We start from the raw sequence: 21,704 nt of genomic DNA, 5'->3' as shown, positions 1-21,704 counted from the left end.
CTATTCTCCAACTTCTTTAATTAACTCTTCTAATGTGAGACTCTCGCTAGAGCTTTTATCTAAGTATAAGAAATACTCCTGATTTCCACTCTTTCGTCCTTTAATCACACAAGGCTTAAAACCTTTAATCTTAAGACCTATTGCCTCACATTGTATTTTCATTTCTTCTAGTGCACGAATGACGTATTCGCGTCCTTTAACAAGTCCCTTCTTACCAATGCCCTCTCGTCCCACTTCAAACTGTGGTTTAAAAAGAAGAATCATTTCAGCATTATTCTTACTGATAGCAACAAGGTTATTCCAAATTAAATTCAGTGAAATAAATGACAGATCAGCGACACATAGATCAACCTTCTCTTCTAGCCCATTTAATTCACGAATATTTGTCCCCTCTAAATTAACAACTCTTTCATCACTATTAAGAGATGGATCAAGTTGTCCATGCCCAACGTCTATAGCAAAGACTTTCCTTGCTCCAAGGCCGAGGCAAAATTGAGTAAATCCGCCAGTGCTTGCTCCCACATCCGCTACGACTTTATCTTTTACATCAACATTAAAATGCTCAAAAGCCCCTGCTAATTTATGAAAGCCACGCCCGACTTCTTTGACATCATCAATTATTTCGATTTCTTCATCAGCGACTTTATAAGATGCTTTGGTAATAATCTTTCCTGCAACACGAACCCTTCCGTTTGCAATAATTTGCTGTGCTTTTGATCTTGTGGAAACAAGTCCTAAATCTGCTAATTTCTTATCGAGTCTTTCTAAATTTGAATCGGACATTAGTGAACAACTGGTTTTATCTTTATTTTCGTTTTTTGACCAAGTTCTGGCTCATTAAAGATAACACTACCTTCGTGGCCTAGCTTAAGATCAAGTTTAAAACTTTTTGAAAGTGTTTTAGAGAGTACTCTTCCCTCGATTTCAACAAGTGAGCCTGGGCCATAAGTTGTTTCATCATCAATGAATGTACCTGAAAGTAAGAGATCAATTTTACTCTTCATAACAAATCGACTCATTTTATCTGGTTGTATATTTTCAACAAAATGAAGCTCACTCATAAGAATGGTTTGTCCCTCGAAGTCTTTTTCATGAGTCATTACCACTTCTACAAAGATTGTGGCATATGCACTTAAACTTAACAGAAGGCATAAAATGAGTTTTTTAATCATGGAATTCACCTGTATAAATTAGCTTTGTTTGACCGCCAAGATAGATCATCTCCGCTGCTCTTTTGACAAATAGTATACCACCATTTGTTTGAAATTCTATTTCATCACTATGTTCATGGCCTTTATCCCAAAGCATACAAGCGGCCGCGACATTACCTGTACCGCAAGCAAAGGTCTCACCCTCAACACCTCTTTCATAAGTACGAATTCGGTACTCTCCATCGTCTATTTTGTGAATGAAGTTTGAGTTCACTCCCTCTGGAAAGTCTTTATCATAGCGAATACGCTTTCCTATTGTTTCGACGTCAACTTCTTGAGCGTCGTAGACCATAAATACGCAATGCTCGACACCTGTATTTACATACATTGAGTCAATGGCCTCTTCATATTTCCCAGAAATATCATAAAGGTCTTCATCTTTGATAGTGGCCATATGAACCCAAATTACATCTCCATCAAGTCCTGATGAATAAACACCGCTCTTAGTTGTAAATGTGAAATCAGAATTATGGGCATCAGTAACTCGACGGTAAAAATCTGTAATAGCTCGTGTGGCGTTTCCACACATACTAACTTCCCCACCATCAGCATTAAGATAACGCATATGAAAGTCGTATTCATCAGAGCTCTCTAAGAAGACTACTCCGTCTGCACCGATTCCAAAGTTGCGCTGACAAAGCCTTTGCCACTTTTCTATATTGTGAACATCCTGCTTTCCATCACGGTTATCGATGACGATAAAGTCATTTCCATTAGAGCTGTATTTACTGAAATTTGTCATGGGAATATCATTTCATTATTTAATAAATTTGACTACTATCGCCAATTACACATCGCACCACCGCCATGTATCAAAATTTTGTAGCCAGATTACCAATTCTTAGTTAAATTTATATTTCAAATTACCAACTTATGGGACATTAGCTCAGTTGGTTAGAGCCCCCGGCTCATAACCGGGTGGTCACAAGTTCAAGTCTTGTATGTCCCACCATAAAAAAAGCCTCGGCATCTGCCGGGGCTTTTTTTATTTGTGCGATATTCAAGATTTTCAAATTTTGATCATGGAACAAGTTGTTGAGGCGGCAAATGCCACGATGGCATTTGAAGCCGAGCATCACTGACGAGCGAACACGAAGTGAGCGAGAGAGTGCCCCTCGCACAGCATGATATATTCTTAAACGCAGGGACCACCCGAAGGCATATTTTTATGTCGAATCTACCAAGTAAAAAGATGTGTTTCGACTAGAGAGTTCACGACCGCAAGTCTTGTATACCGGAAAGCCGCGCTTCGCTAGCTTTCCTTAAGTCACATCCATCTATGCATCAACATATAAAACTCTTAACCTGCAGAAAACTTAACTCAATATTTTTAAAGCCTTATAACAATCGAAAAATTTTAACTTTTTGCATACAAAAAAGCCCCTGACTAACAGAGGCTGATTTCTATTGCTAATAGAGCCCTTACTCGGGGAAGGGATAGAAGAATTATAACACGAATAAAGTTTCAATAAAAAGTCCTTTCTCCTGCTCAATGACGAGCATCCATAGGGAGAAATCATGGAGGATTTTTTATTGCTACTAGAGTTAGTAATTTGCTTACTTAATCTATTGATTATACTGAGCAAGTTCTAATTCGGGGAAGGGCGAGTGATCGCCCTTCTTTTTATGAACACTAACAATTCGGATCAATATCCGCATCACAAATTCCACACATCTCTTTCTTTGCTTCGTAATTTGTGTCTTTACAATAGCCAGTGTAGTCACCGTGGGCCAGATGATCTTCAACAGCATCTTTACCAATAAAGATCTCTTTAGCATTTGAAGGATTTCCTGGAGGCACATGACAAACAAGGGCCTTATTATCTTTTTTAGGACATCTTAGTAGAGGTCTACCTTTTGAAAAAACTGATGATGAAACCAAAGTTAAGGCCAAGGCCAAAATTGTATATTTCATAATTTCCCCCAAATCTTTTCATCTATTATAACATAGGCTCGGCCAATTCTTACGTCCACTAGATATATTTAAGTGAATTAAGTTATTTAATTACAATAGCTTATGAGGTCACAAAATTAGTTAAGACTTTAATTACTAGAAAATGACGTGTTAGAATAAGTGGATATTAACAATGAAATTTAGGTAGTTATGATCAAGGATTCTTACGATTATATTATTGTAGGCTCAGGTTTTGGTGGCTCTGTCTCTGCACTTAGGCTTGCAGAAAAAGGCTATAGCGTTCTCGTTATTGAAAAGGGAAAGGATTATGGTGATACTTCAAAATTTCCTAAGACAAATTGGAATCTACCTAAATGGATGTGGCTACCTCAGTTGAAGTTTTTTGGAATTCAGCAACTTACTTTCTTTAGACATGTATCGGTCTTAAGTGGTGTTGGTGTTGGAGGTGGATCTCTTGTTTATGCAAATACACTTCCTAAACCGAAGTCCCAATTCTTTGAGCATGGACCTTGGAAGAATTTAAATAATTGGGAAGAAGAGTTGTCCCCTTATTATGATCTTGCATGGAAGATGCTTGGAGCAGAGAAAACAAAACATCATGGTGATGCTGACTTTACATTAAAACAACTAGCAAAAGAAATTGGAAGAGAAGATCACTTTGATGCAACAAAGGTATCTGTCTATTTTGGCGAGAAAGGAAAGGAAGGTATTGAAGTTGCTGATCCTTACTTTGATGGTAAAGGACCAACTCGCTCCGGATGTATAGCCTGTGGTGCTTGTATGACTGGTTGTCGCTACAATGCCAAGAATACTTTAGATAAGAATTATCTCTATCTTGCACGTAAGCTTGGGGTAGATATTCTTGCTGAGAATAAAGTAATTGATGTCACACCTTTAGATGGTGAATCGGGCCGTACTGGTTATTCTATAACGGTTAAGGAATCAACAAAGTACTTTGGTAAAACAAGGACTTTTAAAAGTAAGGGAGTTATATTCAGTGCTGGTGTTCTTGGGACAATTAACTTACTACTTGATTTAAAAAAGAAGTCTCTTCCTAAATTATCTCCTGCACTTGGAGATACCATTAGAACAAACAACGAAGCACTTATCTTAAATACAACTTATAAGCGAAATATCGATATGACTAAAGGAGTTGCTATTGGTTCGATAATAGATATCGACGAGCACTCTCACCTTGAACCGACACGCTATGGAAAAGGTTCTGGCTTCTGGCGTGTCTTAATGGTTCCAATGATCTCTGAACCAAACTTCTTTTTAAGAATGTTAAAGCTCATTATCGAACCTCTAAAGAATCCTATTAAGTGGCTTCGCATCTTAACAGTAAAAGACTTTGCAAAGCAGACTAATATTCACCTTTTTATGCAGCACTTAGATAGTACCTTAAAATTTCGAAAAGGATTTTTCGGATTAAAAACACTTCTTTCGGAAGGAGAAGCTCCTACCGCCTTTATTAAGACAGCACATGAAATGGCCAAGAAGTATTGTAAGATCATTGATGGAAAACCAATGGTGATGTTTACTGAAACACTAACAGGTATTCCTTCAACCGCTCATATTTTAGGTGGAGCCTGTATGGGAGAAAGCGAGAAGGAAGGAGTCATTGATAAGGACAATAAAGTTTTCAATTATGAGAATATGTATGTCTTTGATGGCTCAATGATTTCTGCAAATCCAGGAGTGAATCCATCATTATCAATTACGGCCATAACTGAATATGGCATGAGTAAAATTGCTGAAAAAAATAAATAATAATTGATGAAAAAAGATGAGCCAAGTAACTAAAAATACAGATAAAATCTAAAAACTAAATATAAACCACTGAATTAATTAAGTTTATAAACAAATACTCCGAAAAAGTAAGCATGAAGAAATTCCACGTATTTCTCATTGCTTCTTGGGTAATTGCAGTATCGGCTGTGATCACAATACTGCATTCGTGGCATTATGCAGACCTTGGCCCAGAAAAAAATAAGCAAGTTGAATTCAAGAATCTCCTACCAAAAATTAAAGAAGGTCATGGTGTAGCTCACTTTATTACGCCGGCCTGTAGTTGCTCTCAGCAAGTTTATAAACACTTATTAAGTAGAAAGCCGTTAGAAAATGAATTAGCAATTATTATCGATGATAATGAGCTCGAGTTTGAAAAGAACTTAAAGGCCAAGGGTTATAAGGTTCAATTAATTGAAACTAAGAAACTTGATGCTGAAAAAGCAGATATGATTAAGGGGGTTCCCCTTCTCGTTATTTACGATAATAACTTAGAAACACAATATGTTGGTGGTTACTCAGATAAATCCATTACACCATTTACAAAAATTAATATTCAAAGCTTTTTAAATAATATTGATAAAAAACGAAAAATAGCATCGATGCCAGTTATAGGATGTGCAGTTAGCAAGAAGTATCAAAAGCTACTGGATCCACTGGGATTGAAGTATCAGGAGTAGAAAGTGAGTGTTTACGAATCAAATTTAAGTAAAGTTTTAAAGTATACAAATATCGCTATCTTTGCACATATTCCAATTTTTATGGTTATGGCCTGGTTCTTTGATACACAATACAGTATTGCGATACTTGGCCCAATTCTATTAGGTGCTGGACAATTAGGTGTGCAATACCTATTAAAGAATACAAAAGTAGCTGCGATCTTAATGGGCTTCACTTATATTGCACTATCTGGTGTTATGATCCATCTTGGAAAAGGTATGATTGAATGGCACTTTCATATATTTGTTGCCATTGGTATTTTAAGTGTTTTAGCAACTCCATTAACAATCGTTGCTGCAGCATTAACAGCAGCAGTACACCATGTTGCTTTTTACTTTCTTCTACCTAGTAGTATTTTTAACTACGAAGCAAGTTTAGGGATTGTGGCAATTCATGCGGCTTTTGTAGTTGTTGAAGCAATTGCATGTACATTTCTAGCTTATCGTTTCAATAATGTCCTTGAACTTCAAGAACAAATTAATAATGAGATTAGACCTCTTGTAAGTAGTATTGATAGCGCTTCAAAAGTTTCAAGTCAGTCTTGTCATCAACTACTTGGTAACTCGCAGAATAACTCTTCGGCCATTACTCAAATTTCAGCAACAGCAACACAAATTTCACAAATGGTTGAGAGTACAAAAAATCAGATTGAACGAGTCATCTCGATAATGAATGAATCAAAAACATCAATGGGTGAAAGTTCACAAGCAATTGGTGAAGGTGAACGATTTATTAATTCATTAACATCTCTAGTGGAAAATATGAAAGATCTGCAAGAGACTTCTTCAACACAACTTAATTCAGTTGTTGAATCCGTAAATACAATTAGTGAGAAAACGACATTAATTAATGATATCGTTTTTCAAACAAAGCTCTTATCATTTAACGCTTCAGTAGAGGCGGCCAGAGCAGGAGAGCATGGGAAAGGATTTTCTGTCGTTGCTGAAGAAATTGGAAAACTCGCTTCAACTTCAGGAGCAGCAGCTGTTGAAATCAATGATATTGTAAACACAAGTAAAGAGCAGTTAAATAACTCCGTGGAGTCAGTTGCACAAAAGCTTACAAGCTTTCAACAAGAAATTACTGATTCATTTGAATTTTGGCAGGATATAAATAAGAAGCTTACTTCATCATTTTATGAAGTTGAAAAGAACTCAACAGAGCAAGAAGTATCTTTGAAAGAAATCTCATCTGCTGCTGACCAGCAAGATATTGGTATTAAGGAGCTTTCAGAAGCACTACATAATATCAACGAATCAAGTAGTGAGTCACTGGTTCAAATTAAAACCGTAGCTGACATTACAGACAAGCTTGAAGGTGAATCAAAGAAGTTGAATCATATTCAAAGTAAAATCATGAAGGTTGCATAATCTCTATCATTAAAAATCTAATATATCGCCATGGTAAATGATTAAATCATTTACCATGCCATGTAACTGAATAGAGATCGTGTCTTCGATCTTTTAAATTCTTAACAGCACCATTTTGACGGGCCTCAAGTAATGTATCAATACGTAAGTCAGCGATAGCAACCATTTCTACGTTTGGTGTTGTATCAGCAGCGATCCCATCACGAGCGAAAGGAAAATCACAAGGAGTTAAAATACAACTTTGAGCATATTGAATATCAACGTTATTAACACGTGGAAGGTTTCCAACATTTCCGGCCATTGCAACATAAATTTGATTTTCAATAGCACGTGCTTGACAACAGAATTTCACTCGACAATAAGCTTGGCGATTATCTGTTAAAAATGGAACAAAGAGAATATTAATCCCTTGGTTAGCAAGATGCCTTGTTAGCTCTGGGAATTCACTATCATAACAAATTAGAACTCCGATTGGGCCACAATCAGTGTCAATTACTTTTACTTCATCTCCCCCTTCAATATTCCACCAATATTGCTCATCAGGAGTTGGATGTATTTTTGCTTGCTCATGAATTTGTCCATCGCGAAGGCAGATATAACTTATATTATGAACTCTATCCCCTACTTTAGTTGGGTGAGATCCTGCAATAATATTCACATTATACTTAACGGCCAGACGTTGGAATAAAGATTTCACGTCTTCTGTGTATGCAGTCATATGCTCAATAGCAACGTCTGCAGTTACTTCTTCGTTCTTAATTGAAAGAAGCTGCATTGTGAAAAGCTCTGGAAATAAAACAAAGTCTGCTCGATAGTCAGCAGTAACATCGACATAATATTCAACAAGGTCTTCAAATTCTTTAAAGCTTTTAATACCACGTTGCTGATATTGGACACTAACAATTCTTACAGAGTTTTGTTTAATCGGACGATCTGCCTTACTGTCTCGTGCTTCATACTCTGAATTTCTCCAAATTAAATGTACTCCATAACCCATGGACTCTTTATCATCTGGTAGATACTTCTCTAATATACCAAGAACCTCAAATCCGTTACGTAATTGAAAGCCAAGAGTTGTATCTCGTATCTTCTTATCTTTAACTTGGTTGATGTAGTCTTCAACACTTTCGACTTGTTTAATTTTCTTTTTAAGATTTGGGATACGTCCGGCAAATACAATTCCTTTTAATCGCTCGTACTTAACCAGTCTCTTTCTTGCATTATATAAGCGCTGTCCTATTCGTTGACCTCTAATATCTGGATCAACACAAGTTTCATATCCGTAAAGAATATCTCCGTCTTCATCGTGAGTTGATCCATAGCCTCGGCCAGTTATACTTGCCCAAGTATGCTTTGCAATGGCCTTCTTTTCTGAAATGAGAATACTTGCACTATAGCCCACAATCTTTCCATTGAGGGTAGCGACAAAATTACCTTCAGGATAATTAGTAATCTGTCCTCTAATCATCCCTTTTGTATATGAATCTTGAAATCCAGTATAAGATCGCTCAACTAGATCAAAAATTCCGTCAATATCACTAAGTTGAGATAGTCTTACCTCAAGCTTTACTTGTTTTGCCTTTTTGGCCATAAAATCATCCTTGATTCATTCTTTATGCTTACTATTTTAGCAGTAAATTCACTGTGGACAAGACGAAGTTAACTGACCGAAATCTTAAGAAGAAATAAAGCTTTTTTACGATTTTGTACCGTGTTACAATAATTCTATGGCCGAAGCTCGTGATGAATTCACTATAATTACTACCTTTAACTGCAACTGGGATTGCTCGTATTGCATCATAGACACTCATGAGCGCAATAAGAAGAATCCAATCAGCAAGGAGATGCTCCTTGAGAAGATTTATAATGTAACAGAAGGTGCTACAGTTAGCCTCAGTGGAGGTGAGCCAGGTTTAATTGATCCAAAAACGATGGAAAAAGTCTTTGAGCATCTTGTGAAGCTTAATTGCACAATTGATGTTTTCACAAATGGGCTCTTCATTAAAAGATATGGTGATAAATACTTACAATATATTGATGAAGTTCTTTATCATTGTGTGGAAACCCTAGACCAGGAAATAGAATTTCCCGATATGGACGAAGAACAAGTAACTTATGTCATCATAGTTACAAATGATAATCACCATATGGTTGATGACTTCTTAGATAAATACCCTCATATTTCATTCAAATTGGCCTGTAATATGAAACACGGTCAAACTCTTAATCGTGGGGATGCTTTTAAGCTCTTCATGAGAAATAAGAAGCGAATTAGTGAAGACAGCTTTGAAACACTCTTTCGTTATCACTGCGATTGCAATCTCGTTTAAACATTAAAGCTAAATAAAAAAAGGGAGTCCATGACTCCCTTTTATATTATCTATTTGTCTTAACTTTATTCTAAAGGCGCTAAAGGTAGTGCGCATACATCTTCATATTTATATGCATCTTCACCTTCACACAGGGCCTTCATAAGAAGGTTAACTCTAAACTTAAGCTCTTGGTTCTCTGCTCTAAGCTCTTTAATTGCAGCAGTATTTATCGCAGGCATTTTTGTGTATTGAACATTTAGCATACCTGTCTCTTTATCTCTTTCCACAACCTCTGGAAAAACCTTCTCTATGTCTTGTGCAATATAACCAATATCTCTTCTCTCGTTGCTGCGCCAAACAAATTCAACACCTCTTATATGATCAAGTTTAGATAATACATCATCGATTTCTACAATCTCTTTCTTCAAACGTTCATCAGATGTGAAGTTTAAGTAAGAATTATCGTAGAGAGTCATCACTCGAGTTGTTACTAGAGGGCCAGGATCACCAAGATAAATATTTCCATAAACGCGTAAATGAGATGTCTGACCAGACTGCCCGACATAGACGTTAGCTGTACCATAAGGATTTAGAAATAAGTTTGCTGCTCCCCCTACACCATTAAATGCTTGAACAGCGTTTTCATCTGCACCAAGAAAGGCTGCTCCAGTTCCTCTTCGAACTTTAAGCGAAGGTCTACCAACACCAGTTGATGTAATATTTTGAGAACCTGGTCCACCAACTTCAACATTACTGTATGGCCCTAGCTTTAATGTTAAACTACTAGCCCCCGATGAAGGCTGGATTGTATCTTCAGTAAATCCCATGAAATTTGTACCTCGATAAATTCTCATCGGTACATTAGCTGTGCTATGAGAAGATAAAGCATTTGTGTTACGACCACCGATATGAACAGGGCCATATGGGTTTATATTCAACATCGGGCTTGCCATTAGATCAGGGTTTGTTCCGCCTCCTGTTGTTGCTTGAATTGTATCATCATCAATTACAATGGCACTATTTCCACCGTTATGAATTCTAAGTGGGACGCTGGCACTATTATTTACAGTAATCTGGCTAGCTGTATTGCTACCAACTTGAGCAGAGTAATCAAGAGCAACTCCAACTGTTCCTGCAACACGAGACTTGAGCTCCACTTGTGTACAATCTCCATTTGCATCAATTTCACCACCTAGTGCATCACATACAGCATCTGAAAATTGATTTTGTGAACCATAACAAGATACAACAGCACCTGTAGCGGCATTAACAACGAAGCTAACAGGAAAGTCACGAGCAATATCTGTCGCCCCGGCTGAACTCTTCTTTACATTATCGATATTGGCCCCAACACGACCTTTTTGAAAGCGTACTCTAATGCTTGCATCTACCTTTGTTACATTCACTCCATTTTGCAAATAAACTGGACCTGGGCCGGTAGTTGTTGTCGCTGTCATCTCTTCAATATGTACAATTCCGTCTGTTCCACCAAGTTCCTGATCGAGTTGGTAAATAACATCAAAGTCTGCTGGACTTGGCCCATCAGAGCGATTAATTTGATTAAAGCTAAAGCTACTTCCACTTGCTGTTCCACCAAAAGACTCACCTGAAAAGGTTTTTTCACATGAATCCTGGTCAGCAAGAATTCCTGACATTCTTTGAATTTCTTGTTGTATGTTAAAAACTTGTGAAGCTCTTTTAGAAGTACGATTAATATTTCCAATCATGTTAACTAGAGCAACTGAAAGAACACCAATGAGCCCCGCGGCAACCATTACTTCCACGAGGGTAAAACCAAACTCATTATTTCGTTTTTTGTAATTCATTTGAGACACCTTTAAATATGCATTATGTTATAATTATAAGTGTATTTAAATTTTAATGCATTATTATTAACTAAATAATTTTACCTCGACATAAAATATGTGCAAGTGACTGAAAATATGACTAAGAAAAAAATGATTATTACAGGTGGATTAGGTTTTCTTGGAAGCGCTATTGCCAAGAATTTCTTTCATAAGTACGACTTAGTCATCATTGACAACGAGTCTACTAATGTCATTAAAGCTGACGAATTGTCTCTGTTAAGTGACCAAATTATCTACAAAAAGCTCGACTTAGCACTATTAAACGAACAAGAGAAAGATTGGTTTAAAAAAGAATTAGAAGATACCACATATTTTTGTCACTTTGCAGCCGCTGTAGGAGTCAAAAAAATTGATGAGAACCCGAATGCGGCCATTATAAATGAGTATCAAGTAAATCAAAATATACTTCCATTAATTGCTCAATCTAATGCAAAACTACTCTTTGCTTCAAGCTCTGAAGTTTATGGAAATGCCACTGAATGCACAGAGGATCAGTCTCTTGAGATAGGCTCGCCTGATACCTTGAGATGGGGATATGCTTGTAATAAGCTTATGACTGAATTTCTAATAAAGAGTTATGAAATTCCACATATCACCCTAAGACTTTTTAATGTAACAGGTCCTGGTCAATCACCAGATTACGGAATGGTTATTCCAAAAATGATTAAGGATGCAAAAGAAGAAGGTAGTATTAATGTTTACGGCGATGGAAATCAATGTCGAAGTTTTTGTGATGTAGAAGACTTCCTAAAGGCCATCGACATATTAATATCGAATGATATGTTTCATAACCAAACTCTTAATATTGGTAATGATAAAAACCTCATTACAATTAAAGAATTAGCTCATTTAATAAGAGACACACTTAAAGTAGACGCACAAATTAATTATTTAAACTTCCATGATGTCTACAGTAAAAATAGTGATGATATTTATAAAAGATCACCTAATACAGCAAAGCTAAAAGAGATATACACACCAGAGTTCGATGTGAAGTCAATCATAAGAAAAATTGCTGAGCACAAATATGGATAAGAAGAAAGTTTTAATGATTCATGAGGTATTTGATTGGATGTTAGATCTTGATCTATCTGACTATATTATAACGTTTGATGATGGACTTTATTCACAATACAAAAAACTAGAACATTTCAAAAAATTTAATACACCTAAGATATATTTTATTTCAACTGGGATTTTGGCCAGTGAAGACATTGAACAAAATGAAACAGTAATTGAATGTGCAAAAGCACATGAACTCTACTTCAAAAACGAAGACACTAGCAATTATATGAAATGGAGCCAGATTAAGGAAATTGCTTCAACCAAGAATTGCTTCATAGGCGGGCATTCTCATGCTCATCGCGACCTAAGAAGTAACACAAGTATAAAAGAGCTTCATCTACATCTAAAAGACGATACCGATTTAATGTTTAAGAAATTCAAAGAAAATGGAATAGAAATTCAAGATTTCTGCTTCCCATATAATTATGAAGCACCTCTATACAAAGAAATATTAAAACAAAGTGGCATTATTAATTTCTTTGGCAAAGAGAGAGTTGCGATAGAGGATCTAAAAAATGCAATATGAGAATCAAGAGATTCTAGAAATCGGACAAGGCTCTCCTCTCAATATTAACTGGGAAATGGTGTCTCATTGTCAATACGATTGCTCTTATTGCTACTATCGTCCATTTACTAGTGACACAAATTATTCAACTCTAAGTAAGATCATTCTTAAAAAACTTAAAAATATAGAAGAAGATTTCATTATCAACTTAATTGGTGGTGAGCCTACCCTCCACCCAGACTTTACACAAGTCATTGATGAATTAATCTCAATTGAAAACTTAAAAGAAATACGTATTGTAACGAACTTTATAAAGCCGGAAAGCTTTTGGAATAAAATACAAAGAAGCTCAAAAATAAAAATCACAGCAAGCTATCATCCAGAGTACAAAAATAAGGATTTCATCAAAAAAAGCGAGATTCTATCCAATCAATTCAATATCGACATCGCATTCTTGTTTACAAATAAAATTGAAGAATTCATTAAGTACAAAGAAGTATTTGAAGATGCCTATCAACTGGCAAAACAAAAGAAGCTTACACTCAACTGTATAAGACTTCACAAAGAAGAATATAATAATACAACATACGAAGAATATGATCCTGAAATTGAAGACTTCATTCAAGCAAGCGAACAAAAAGTATCTTCACTCGATAACAAAGAAACCACACTGATTAAAACTAGTGATATTCAAAAAAATATAGCAAAGTCTCACTTTCTTGCTAATGGATACAACAAATTAAAAGGTTGGAAATGCGATATCAAGGCCTTTATTATTCATTACGATGCGCAAGTGTCATATGCATGTAAGAACACTAAAAAACATATTTTAACTTGTGACTTTAAGACAGAAGGCATTATTTGTCCTTTTAACTTATGTGAATGTGATGATTACTGGAGCTTTAAAAAGGTGGCACCATGAATAAAAATATATTAATTGTTGTGGCCCATGCTGATGATGAAGTCCTGGGTTGTGGAGCCACTATAAGTAAACATATAAGAAATAAGGATAATGTTAGTATTTTAGTTCTCACAGATAGCTCTTCTGCACAAGGTAAAGATATTAACATTCGTCATAATGAGTTTCTTAAGGCAATGAATATCTTAGGAGTAGAAGATTTTAAGAAGCTAGATTATAAAGATAATCGTTTGGATTCTTACGATCTTGTGGATATTGTCAAAGACATAGAGATTATAAAAGAGAAGATTAATCCTGATATTGTTTATACACACTCATATAATGATCTCAACCTTGATCATCAAATTACAAACAAGGCCGTTTTAACAGCATTTAGGCCACTACCAAATTATAAGAAGTGTAATATTTTTGCATTTGATATTCCCTCTAGTATCGAATATCAATCAGTCTATCATCTACGCACCAATCCAAACTATTACAACACGATTGATGAGATTGACTTAAAAATCAAAATTCAGGCCATGATGGCATATGAAACAGAACTCCATCCCTTCCCACATCCTCGATCAATTGAGAACCTTGAAATAAGTGCAAAAAAAGAAGGGACTATGTGTGGAGAAGCTCTAGCTGAGTCTTTCTATATTGAAAGGTTAATTAATTAGAATGAAATTGGTCAATAAGGCCACAGATATATTCAATTTCATCATCTTTTAAACATTCAAAAAAAGGAAGACTAAGTGAAGTTCGAAAATACTCTTCTGCGCCTTTAAATGTATCACCATTATTCCAATGAGAATGTAGATGAAGTGGCCGAAAGTGAATCGATGTTTCAACTCCATGTTCTTTTAAGAAAGTCTTAAGCTCATTACGGCGCTCTGAATGGATGATTAAAAGCGATGGTATATTAGCATTATAAGTAGGTACTAAATTGATATTTTCAGATAATAAGCTTTCGTATTTCTTATAGAGACTAGTGCGCCTATCTACTTTTTCATCAAAATTATTAAGCTGATCGATTATAAATGCCGCACTAATATTGGTCATATTGGCCTTACGTCCTAATTCAACGATATCATAGCTTCCATCAGAAAATTTTCGTATACCATGTAGTCTTCTCTCTTTTGCCAGACTAATCATTGTTTCATCAGAAAAGATCATGCCTCCACCATCAGGAGAAGAAATAATTTTATTCGGATAAAAACTAAAAAATGATGCATCAATAGCTGAATGAAAACAATTTGGATAAATCAACTGGGCCAAGTCTTCAATAATTTTAAAACCATACTCTTTCTTAAGCTTAATTAAATTCTCCCTATCGTATAGTGCACCACCAATCGATACAGGAATGACAGCATTCACCTCATGTGACTCAAGAATTTTTGATAAATGTTTAGTATCAATCATCCCTGAAATGGGATCAACATCACAAAAGATCACTCTATGACCTAAACGCTTTGGAACTTCTGCTGTTGTTGCAAAAGTATTGGTTGGAACCACAATATTTACAGATTCATTAGTAAAAAACGTATCCAAAATAACTTCAAAAGCAGAAGTTGCACTACTTGTTGCAACAAAGTTAGGAAAATTGAATTTTTCCATCAATAAGTATTCAGCTTCTGAAACCTTTACACCACCAGTCCAATATCCTGAGACAATAACCTCTTGGACTTCTTGAATTAACTTATCTGATGAATAGGGATAGAAAAAAGGAATTTTCATGTATATAAATACTTTTCCTGAGCATCCACGATTGGATATTCTCGTGCTAATATATTCTTAACATTAAAGAAAGGGTTTCTATTCTTTTCGAGATAATATAAGCAGTTAATATTATAATCGCAGATATAGACAAATATAGGACGACGTTTTTGAATTTCAACGTATTTTAAATCGACTATCTTGATCTCACCTGTTTCAACATTCTTATAAACTTTAGAATAGAGTTGATTATAGAATGGAAAAAGTACTCTTCGATCATTTCCCCATAAGTTTTTAGTAAGCTCAACGATAACCTTTCCATCATTTTCTTTAAGGTCATCCATTTTAAACCAACCGTTCTCTTCTCTGTAATATTCAAAAACAAGAAAGCTTTCAGACTCCTCTAATAACGTCGGTAATATTGTCTTTTTATTCATTACCTTACGATACTTTTCTAATAATTCATCAAAAGTGAAGTCCACTGAACGATCGATATCGGGAGCCTCTGTAACTAAGTATTTAAGAGCTGGTTTGAAAACATACTTTTTATTTCCTACAGGGATAAAGTAAAAGCTCTTACTTTTACCAAAGCCTGTTCCGACAGGAACATCAATATTAAATTCTTCCTTAAGCTTTGCTTGTGATGCATATAAGAATTCAATCTTCTTTTCTCTTAAGATATGTTCAATATCCAATTCATACCTCTTTCATACGTTTAAAATATGCTATTCTCTCTCTTACTTTATCATATTTCGAGTTTGGATAGAGATGTTCATGCCAAAAGTATATATTGCTTAATTGGTCTTTAGGAAAGGTATTAACTGAAGCGTAACCTTCACCTACTTGATAGTATTGGATAGGATAGATATCTAGCTTTCCTTCATTATACGCTTTTTCTATAACGTATTCCTCTAAAAAGTATTTCTCAACATTACTACAATACTTCTGCCACCTCTCATCACCATTTGTTTCGTAAAGTTTCATTAACTCATTAAAAAAGTAGTGATAAAAACCACTGTCTCTTCTTGATATAATAAAGCCTGTATCAAGAGGATTATCCCAGTCTTCTCCTATGAAGCGTTGATCCTTCTTTGATATATCGTCATATTGTCCAACTACAATTTTTCCATTATAAACAATATCAAAAAGAGTTTGATCAATTGGTTTAATTAGGTTCATATCGAGATCAATGTGGATCAGAATATCCTCTTTAAGTTCTCTTTCGAGTAACATTCCACAAAATGGTACGTTTATAAAACCAGATTCAAACTCTTCAGTTTCTTCATGATATTTTTCAATATAAGTTACATTCAATTCTTTAAATTTTTCTTTCGTTTTTGCACTTACAATGTGTTTGGACGGACAATAAGTATAGATTGGTATATCACTTAAATCCCCACCATTTTTACGCCAATTCTCAAAACACAGAATAGCTTCGTCTTCATAATATCTTTGATTTTCAAAAGTAATACCATTGTCATCATTTGTACTTCGGCCATTACTTTCAATCATTGTAATAAGAGCAATTTTCATACGTTCTACTTTGTATAATCGATATATTCGTCATCTCTATGTGTATCGAGCGTGGAGCAGTGTATTCCACCACCAAAGATCTCACAATTTTCGAGTCTAACTGGGTGAGGAATAAAACCATGTTTATCTAAAAGCTCAATCACGTTAGATGCACTTTCACTAACAAGCACATTTTTTTCATCTATATTTACGATATTAATATCCATTCCTCTCGTACTTGCAAGTTGAATATCAATATCTGTTTTCCCGGATTCAATAACGGGCTCCGCCTTATAATCATCAGGAAATAGACACTCCCAATTCTTAAATTTTTCAGGTAAGAAATCTTTTATATTTCTATACTTAGGATTAACTAAGAAAGTACCAGGTTTTAAGCAAACGAGAACACCATCAATATGGTTATCAGCAACATTAACGGTATGGAAGTTAGATTCAGGAAAAAATGACTTCACCCACTCAAGTCCTAAGAAATGATTATATGAATTTACATTTACAATAACATCTTTTCCAATTCTTAGAAATTGTGCGCCATCAATGGCCATAGTATATTTACTGCGATCAAAATTTTCATAATCTCTTTTAGAATTCCACTCACTTAAGTCCATGGCCTCTTCAACAAGTTTATTATGTGGTGAGCGAATCCATTTTCCACCTCGCCCCCCGTCAAAGAGTTTGTTATAAACATTATATAAGAGCGTATTTTCAAAAAAGCGATTTCTTACATATGTAGGTGTTTCAATTATATAATCACGATAAACGAGAGAGACATCCCTTACATTACTAGCACTAGAAAGTTCAGTTTTATAATCAGGTGTTTTAATCGTAACAACTTCACCAAGTCGCTCAGGCCTGTAAACTTTAACTCCTAATTTTTCAAATGTGGCCGCTAAATTATCTAATTGCTCATTTCTTTTTAATAATAACTCATGATTAACATAATATTCTTGACCAGCGTGTTCTAAGCGATCATAGACAGCGTGAGTTAAATTTTCGCCGTAAAAATGTTGAAACGTAAAGTCAGCAATTCTTTTACTAATTTCTAACTCTCTTCCGACAATTATAGAATTTAACTTACCAAATGAGGTATTACTATTTATCACGATATCTTCCTAATACTTTCTAAATTATCATATTCAAAATTATTCATATAGAAATCACAATTTAATTTACATTGAGTCGTATTCCCAAGGGCCTGAAAGCAGCGACAAAATTCTTTTGAGAACTTAATAAAGTCTGAAAAGAACTCAAAGGTATGATTATATGAATAAATACTTATTGGCTCAACTTTTGTTTTACCATAAATAAATGAAACACAGGGGTAACAATTACCATCAGAATTTATATATATTCTTTTAAACCAAGGCTTAACTGGAGCTGAATGGTCCTTCTTGTAGAGAAAGTCCATATTCCCTCTCAGGCTCTTCTTCTTTGGAGGTCTGATTCTATCTGTTACAAGAGTCGTATCTCTAAAGAGGAGATCTAATCCAAACTTATCCCTAACAAGATCTGCTGTTTTAATTGCATACTCTTCATTAAGCTTGTGACGTGAAAATATTAATTCAATATTGAGTTTATCTTTTAACTGAGTAATATTTTTGAAAACTAATTCGAGATTCCCACCATTTCGCGTAAGTTCGTGAATCTCCTGAGTTGGTCCATCTATAGCGACCTGGTACACAATATTTTTATATTTAGATAACCGCTGAACATCAAGTGACATTAGATTTTCACCATTTGTAGCAATCAAGATATCTTGATTAAAATTTTCGCCAAGCTGTTCAAGAATAGTGTTTATATCACTATGTTCTAGAGGTTCTCCGTCATTTCCACAAACAAAGACTTCTTTTGGATTAAAGTCTTTTATAATGGGAAGAACTTTTGAGAAATCTAACTCACGCTTATTCTTATGTCCTGGATTTAAACTTGGACATCCCTGACACTGTAATTGACAGCTATTATTTAAACTAAGTTCTATAAATTCAACAAACTTATTATATTGCATTATAGAATCTCAAGCTCCCACATATCCATTAAACGTTTGCAGTTCTTTTCACAAATTTGGCAACACTCATATTCAAAGTTTTGAATTTTCTTATAATCTAAATCCCATTTATCTTGTCGACTTTCTTCTAACCAAACGTAGCAAGGAAAGACCGTACCGTGCTGATCGATATGAATACTTTTATTGTGGTAAGAGCGACAGTCGATATCGTAATCTTTTCCTCCACTAACTTTCTCGCCCCATTTTTTCTTAGCAGAGTTAATAATAACGTCGTACTTTCTTTTTAGTTCAGGAGTAACAAGCATTTTATCCAAATTAAATGGATTCTTATAAACTTCAGTGTCGCGACGATATAAGGTTTGAGTTAGGTTAATATTACTGAACTCTTTTAATAGTTCATCCATACTACCGTCTTCTAAGTCTTTAGCATTGTAGTCAAAGAGGATATGCTGAATATAATCGATTCCATATGGATTAGATTCACGAAATGCTTTTGCATTTGCTCTAATATTAGCAAGACTCGTATTTACTCGATATATTTCGTGTAACTCTTGAGTTGAACCACATATTGTAAAGTAAACGCTATCTTCTGGCCCAAGGATCGTTCCAAGTTCCGCCCACCAATCGGGGTTGTGTGTGTCCCCATTTGTACATATTTCTATAGCAATATCTCTCTTGCGAAGATAGCGACATAAATCAAAAATCGAACGATATAAAGTAGGTTCTGAAAATGCTCCCACTAAGTGGACATATTTTGCATTAGGGAATTGATCTAGCTGATCTGTGATCTCGTTTAGATGGCGTTCATTATACTTTACTTCTATATGCTTATAATTTCGTGCACACAAAGGACACTTTGCATTACATGTTCCAGTGAGATCTAATTCAATTCTCTCACTACGAATAAGGGCATCATTACTAGCAGACAAAGTCCAACTCCATTACATCAATTAGTTTTTGAATTCGCCTTTCACACTTAAAGCAATCCTTAAACTTAAAACTTAAAACTTCACCGTAATCAAAAACTTCACCAGAGAAATGTCCAGGTCCTTCATATTCAGCATGGCCATAACAAGGTGAGATTTGGCCAAATTGATCAATATAAATTTTTCGATCTCTTAAGCTCATACACTTTATTTCAATATCCGAACTTTCACCTGGCTTTGGCTTTATATTAAAAAGAGCATCAATGGCCCTTTTTCTTTCATCCTCAGGACGAATTAGATCCTTATCAAATGATTTTACATATTCATTAAATGTTCTCTGCCCTTCAGTATCAACATTAAAAGTCTTACTAAATCGGGCAATAATACTTTTCATCGCTTCACTTTCATAATCTTCACGATTATATTTGAACATAATATGTTGAATATGATCGATTCCCTCTTTATTTGTTGAAATAAAGCCCTGATGATTATCTAAAATATCTTGTAACTTACTACCTACTCGATATTTTTCATGAAGTTCTTGTGTAGAACCACAGATTGTAAAATAGATGCGATCATTTGATGAAAGAATTTCACCTAATTCTGCCCACCACTTTGGATTATGAGTACTACCATTAGTAAAAAGTTCAATGGCAACACCTCGATCAACAAGGTAGCGACAAATCTCTTTAACTTCGGGATGGAGTGTCGGCTCAGATATATTTCCGGCCATATAGAATACTTCAAGATTAGTGAATGTATCTAGTTGCTCTTTAATTTCTTTAAAACTACGTACATTTCTTTTTAATAAGTGACCTGCATGAGCATAATTTCTTGTACAAAGTGGACAACGTAAATTACACGTTCCCGTTAGATCCATCTCAAGTTCGAGGATCTCACTTCGATGCAATGTTGTTTGCTTGCAACTCATTATCCCATCCTCTCTAAACCAATATCTTCTAGCATTTGGGTTGTCATTGCTTCGCACTCATAGCAAAAATCGTACTTAAATTGGTTTATTTTAGAATAGTCGAGATTAAATTTTTCTCCGACGTTATAAATTCGATATAAGAAACATGGAAAGATTTCTCCCCATTGATCTATTGCCACAAATTTCTCTTCCAAGCTTTTACAGCGCATTTGGCATTTAATTTCGCCAGTCTGGTTTCTCTCATAGCGTCGCTTAGCATGTCTTGTGATTAAGTTATAACTTCTTGCTAGATCAGCAGTTAAAGCAATGTCATTTTTCTCATCTTTAATAAAACCAAATCTTTCGTTATAAGGTAGAGTATTAATATTATACTCTCGACTAAAGCGTGATCGAATATCTTTCATCGCATCACTTTCAAAGTCTTTGGCATTGTATTCAAACTTTATATGCTGTAGATAATCAATATCGTACTTACAACCTTCTTTAAAAGCAGCGTGGTTATCTAATACTTGTTGTAAGCTTGAGCGAACGCGATACTTTTCATGAAGTTCTTGTGTTGATCCACATATTGTGAAAAATACATGATCTCTTGGACTCATCATTGCCCCAAGTTTTCTCCACCAATCGGTTGAATGAAGTGACGCATTTGAATAGAGTTCTACTTCGATTTCTCTCCCAATTAAATATTCCATTATAGTAAAGAATTCTTTATGCAAAGTAGGCTCAGATATCATTCCCGCCATACAGCACATTTTAATATTTGGGTATTGATCTAGTTGAGCAATAATCTCACTTGCTGGTCTTTCATTATATTTAACCAAGTGCTTAGCATTTGAATAACTTCTTGAACAAAGAGGACAATCAAGATTACAAGTTCCTGTTAACTCGAGTTCTATTTCGAGAATATCTTCTTTGCTCAATGAATCTGGTAATTTTTCCAT

General features: G+C 35.0%; 22 protein-coding genes and 1 tRNA gene. 9 read left to right on the top strand and 14 right to left on the bottom strand.

The window, feature by feature from the left end; all coding sequences use genetic code 11:
* From VCM44_RS02595 to dapF, 3 genes are read right to left on the bottom strand one after another with little or no spacing between them, the layout of a single operon-like run.
* Nucleotides 1-783 (bottom strand): TlyA family RNA methyltransferase, encoded by a 783-nt coding sequence (locus tag VCM44_RS02595; RefSeq protein ID WP_334677925.1) that lies wholly within the window; start codon nucleotides 781-783, stop codon nucleotides 1-3.
* A complete protein-coding gene (locus VCM44_RS02590; RefSeq protein ID WP_114705749.1) occupies nucleotides 783-1,172 on the bottom strand; it encodes a hypothetical protein in 390 nt (129 codons plus the stop codon). Before VCM44_RS02590 ends, VCM44_RS02595 begins: the two co-directional genes overlap by 1 nt.
* Nucleotides 1,165-1,953 (bottom strand): diaminopimelate epimerase, encoded by a 789-nt coding sequence (gene dapF / locus VCM44_RS02585; RefSeq protein ID WP_334677924.1) that lies wholly within the window; start codon nucleotides 1,951-1,953, stop codon nucleotides 1,165-1,167. The genes VCM44_RS02590 and dapF overlap by 8 nt, the downstream gene beginning before the upstream one ends.
* 133 nt (nucleotides 1,954-2,086) lie before the next feature.
* On the opposite strand from dapF, the gene VCM44_RS02580 reads away from it, so the two are divergent.
* Nucleotides 2,087-2,163, top strand: a tRNA-Ile gene (locus VCM44_RS02580).
* Nucleotides 2,164-2,844: 681 nt separating this feature from the next.
* On the opposite strand, the gene VCM44_RS02575 is transcribed toward VCM44_RS02580, so the two are convergent.
* Nucleotides 2,845-3,126: a hypothetical protein gene (locus VCM44_RS02575; RefSeq protein WP_114705752.1), complete on the bottom strand. Its 282-nt coding sequence runs from the start codon at nucleotides 3,124-3,126 to the stop codon at nucleotides 2,845-2,847.
* Between the two features lie 189 nt (nucleotides 3,127-3,315).
* Here VCM44_RS02575 and VCM44_RS02570 point away from each other — a divergent pair, with 189 nt between their 5' ends.
* From VCM44_RS02570 to VCM44_RS02560, 3 genes are all read left to right on the top strand, one after another.
* Complete coding sequence (locus tag VCM44_RS02570) at nucleotides 3,316-4,896, top strand: GMC oxidoreductase (protein ID WP_334677923.1); 1,581 nt, start codon at nucleotides 3,316-3,318, stop codon at nucleotides 4,894-4,896.
* Between the two features lie 113 nt (nucleotides 4,897-5,009).
* Entirely contained in the window at nucleotides 5,010-5,594 is a 585-nt protein-coding gene (locus VCM44_RS02565; protein WP_120405512.1) for a DUF6436 domain-containing protein, read from the top strand.
* A 3-nt stretch (nucleotides 5,595-5,597) separates the two neighbouring features.
* Complete coding sequence (locus VCM44_RS02560; protein ID WP_334677922.1) at nucleotides 5,598-7,004, top strand: methyl-accepting chemotaxis protein; 1,407 nt, start codon at nucleotides 5,598-5,600, stop codon at nucleotides 7,002-7,004.
* Nucleotides 7,005-7,050: 46 nt separating this feature from the next.
* Here VCM44_RS02560 and VCM44_RS02555 read toward each other — a convergent pair whose 3' ends face one another.
* Nucleotides 7,051-8,595: a carbon-nitrogen hydrolase family protein gene (locus VCM44_RS02555; RefSeq protein ID WP_334677921.1), complete on the bottom strand. Its 1,545-nt coding sequence runs from the start codon at nucleotides 8,593-8,595 to the stop codon at nucleotides 7,051-7,053.
* Nucleotides 8,596-8,731: 136 nt separating this feature from the next.
* On the opposite strand from VCM44_RS02555, the gene VCM44_RS02550 reads away from it, so the two are divergent.
* Entirely contained in the window at nucleotides 8,732-9,334 is a 603-nt protein-coding gene (locus VCM44_RS02550) for a radical SAM protein (protein ID WP_114705757.1), read from the top strand.
* Nucleotides 9,335-9,399: 65 nt separating this feature from the next.
* Here VCM44_RS02550 and VCM44_RS02545 read toward each other — a convergent pair whose 3' ends face one another.
* On the bottom strand, nucleotides 9,400-11,142 hold the full coding sequence (locus VCM44_RS02545; RefSeq protein ID WP_334677920.1) for a tail fiber domain-containing protein: 1,743 nt from the start codon (nucleotides 11,140-11,142) through the stop codon (nucleotides 9,400-9,402).
* 105 nt (nucleotides 11,143-11,247) lie between these two features.
* Here VCM44_RS02545 and VCM44_RS02540 point away from each other — a divergent pair, with 105 nt between their 5' ends.
* From VCM44_RS02540 to VCM44_RS02525, 4 genes are read left to right on the top strand one after another with little or no spacing between them, the layout of a single operon-like run.
* Nucleotides 11,248-12,219 carry an NAD-dependent epimerase/dehydratase family protein gene (locus VCM44_RS02540; protein WP_334677919.1) on the top strand — a complete coding sequence of 324 codons (972 nt, stop codon included), beginning with the start codon at nucleotides 11,248-11,250 and terminating at the stop codon, nucleotides 12,217-12,219.
* Complete coding sequence (locus VCM44_RS02535) at nucleotides 12,212-12,775, top strand: polysaccharide deacetylase family protein (protein ID WP_334677918.1); 564 nt, start codon at nucleotides 12,212-12,214, stop codon at nucleotides 12,773-12,775. Before VCM44_RS02540 ends, VCM44_RS02535 begins: the two co-directional genes overlap by 8 nt.
* Nucleotides 12,765-13,676 carry a radical SAM protein gene (locus VCM44_RS02530; RefSeq protein ID WP_334677917.1) on the top strand — a complete coding sequence of 304 codons (912 nt, stop codon included), beginning with the start codon at nucleotides 12,765-12,767 and terminating at the stop codon, nucleotides 13,674-13,676. Before VCM44_RS02535 ends, VCM44_RS02530 begins: the two co-directional genes overlap by 11 nt.
* A complete protein-coding gene (locus VCM44_RS02525; RefSeq protein ID WP_114705762.1) occupies nucleotides 13,673-14,335 on the top strand; it encodes a PIG-L deacetylase family protein in 663 nt (220 codons plus the stop codon). The genes VCM44_RS02530 and VCM44_RS02525 overlap by 4 nt, the downstream gene beginning before the upstream one ends.
* Here VCM44_RS02525 and VCM44_RS02520 read toward each other — a convergent pair.
* From VCM44_RS02520 to VCM44_RS02485, 8 genes are read right to left on the bottom strand one after another with little or no spacing between them, the layout of a single operon-like run.
* Nucleotides 14,328-15,392 carry a DegT/DnrJ/EryC1/StrS family aminotransferase gene (locus tag VCM44_RS02520; RefSeq protein ID WP_334677916.1) on the bottom strand — a complete coding sequence of 355 codons (1,065 nt, stop codon included), beginning with the start codon at nucleotides 15,390-15,392 and terminating at the stop codon, nucleotides 14,328-14,330. The genes VCM44_RS02525 and VCM44_RS02520 overlap by 8 nt on opposite strands.
* Nucleotides 15,389-16,066, bottom strand: coding sequence for a hypothetical protein (locus VCM44_RS02515; protein ID WP_334677915.1), 678 nt, complete (start codon nucleotides 16,064-16,066; stop codon nucleotides 15,389-15,391). Before VCM44_RS02515 ends, VCM44_RS02520 begins: the two co-directional genes overlap by 4 nt.
* Nucleotide 16,067: 1 nt before the next feature.
* A complete protein-coding gene (locus tag VCM44_RS02510) occupies nucleotides 16,068-16,904 on the bottom strand; it encodes a hypothetical protein (protein WP_334677914.1) in 837 nt (278 codons plus the stop codon).
* Nucleotides 16,905-16,909: 5 nt separating this feature from the next.
* Entirely contained in the window at nucleotides 16,910-18,004 is a 1,095-nt protein-coding gene (locus VCM44_RS02505; RefSeq protein ID WP_334677913.1) for a hypothetical protein, read from the bottom strand.
* Complete coding sequence (locus tag VCM44_RS02500) at nucleotides 18,001-18,906, bottom strand: radical SAM protein (RefSeq protein WP_334677912.1); 906 nt, start codon at nucleotides 18,904-18,906, stop codon at nucleotides 18,001-18,003. Before VCM44_RS02500 ends, VCM44_RS02505 begins: the two co-directional genes overlap by 4 nt.
* Nucleotides 18,906-19,835, bottom strand: a complete 930-nt coding sequence (locus VCM44_RS02495; RefSeq protein ID WP_334677911.1) for a radical SAM protein — start codon at nucleotides 19,833-19,835, stop codon at nucleotides 18,906-18,908. The genes VCM44_RS02500 and VCM44_RS02495 overlap by 1 nt, the downstream gene beginning before the upstream one ends.
* On the bottom strand, nucleotides 19,825-20,763 hold the full coding sequence (locus VCM44_RS02490) for a radical SAM protein (RefSeq protein WP_114705769.1): 939 nt from the start codon (nucleotides 20,761-20,763) through the stop codon (nucleotides 19,825-19,827). The genes VCM44_RS02495 and VCM44_RS02490 overlap by 11 nt, the downstream gene beginning before the upstream one ends.
* Entirely contained in the window at nucleotides 20,763-21,704 is a 942-nt protein-coding gene (locus VCM44_RS02485) for a radical SAM protein (RefSeq protein WP_114705770.1), read from the bottom strand. Before VCM44_RS02485 ends, VCM44_RS02490 begins: the two co-directional genes overlap by 1 nt.

The organism is Halobacteriovorax sp. DPLXC-1, from assembly GCF_036903125.1.
In the GTDB taxonomy this organism is placed as follows: domain Bacteria; phylum Bdellovibrionota; class Bacteriovoracia; order Bacteriovoracales; family Bacteriovoracaceae; genus Halobacteriovorax_A; species Halobacteriovorax_A vibrionivorans.
This window is presented reverse-complemented; position numbering and strand designations above follow the sequence as displayed.

Coding starts and splice junctions, on each gene's coding strand:
- VCM44_RS02545 (WP_334677920.1), bottom strand. CDS start 11,142: ATGAATTACAAAAAACGAAATAATGAGTTTGGTTTTACCCTCGTGGAA.
- VCM44_RS02525 (WP_114705762.1), top strand. CDS start 13,673: ATGAATAAAAATATATTAATTGTTGTGGCCCATGCTGATGATGAAGTC.
- VCM44_RS02595 (WP_334677925.1), bottom strand. CDS start 783: ATGTCCGATTCAAATTTAGAAAGACTCGATAAGAAATTAGCAGATTTA.
- VCM44_RS02590 (WP_114705749.1), bottom strand. CDS start 1,172: ATGATTAAAAAACTCATTTTATGCCTTCTGTTAAGTTTAAGTGCATAT.
- VCM44_RS02555 (WP_334677921.1), bottom strand. CDS start 8,595: ATGGCCAAAAAGGCAAAACAAGTAAAGCTTGAGGTAAGACTATCTCAA.
- VCM44_RS02485 (WP_114705770.1), bottom strand. CDS start 21,704: ATGGAAAAATTACCAGATTCATTGAGCAAAGAAGATATTCTCGAAATA.
- VCM44_RS02570 (WP_334677923.1), top strand. CDS start 3,316: ATGATCAAGGATTCTTACGATTATATTATTGTAGGCTCAGGTTTTGGT.
- VCM44_RS02550 (WP_114705757.1), top strand. CDS start 8,732: ATGGCCGAAGCTCGTGATGAATTCACTATAATTACTACCTTTAACTGC.
- VCM44_RS02565 (WP_120405512.1), top strand. CDS start 5,010: ATGAAGAAATTCCACGTATTTCTCATTGCTTCTTGGGTAATTGCAGTA.
- dapF (WP_334677924.1), bottom strand. CDS start 1,953: ATGACAAATTTCAGTAAATACAGCTCTAATGGAAATGACTTTATCGTC.
- VCM44_RS02535 (WP_334677918.1), top strand. CDS start 12,212: ATGGATAAGAAGAAAGTTTTAATGATTCATGAGGTATTTGATTGGATG.
- VCM44_RS02500 (WP_334677912.1), bottom strand. CDS start 18,906: ATGCAATATAATAAGTTTGTTGAATTTATAGAACTTAGTTTAAATAAT.
- VCM44_RS02575 (WP_114705752.1), bottom strand. CDS start 3,126: ATGAAATATACAATTTTGGCCTTGGCCTTAACTTTGGTTTCATCATCA.
- VCM44_RS02510 (WP_334677914.1), bottom strand. CDS start 16,904: ATGAAAATTGCTCTTATTACAATGATTGAAAGTAATGGCCGAAGTACA.
- VCM44_RS02490 (WP_114705769.1), bottom strand. CDS start 20,763: ATGAGTTGCAAGCAAACAACATTGCATCGAAGTGAGATCCTCGAACTT.
- VCM44_RS02530 (WP_334677917.1), top strand. CDS start 12,765: ATGCAATATGAGAATCAAGAGATTCTAGAAATCGGACAAGGCTCTCCT.
- VCM44_RS02520 (WP_334677916.1), bottom strand. CDS start 15,392: ATGAAAATTCCTTTTTTCTATCCCTATTCATCAGATAAGTTAATTCAA.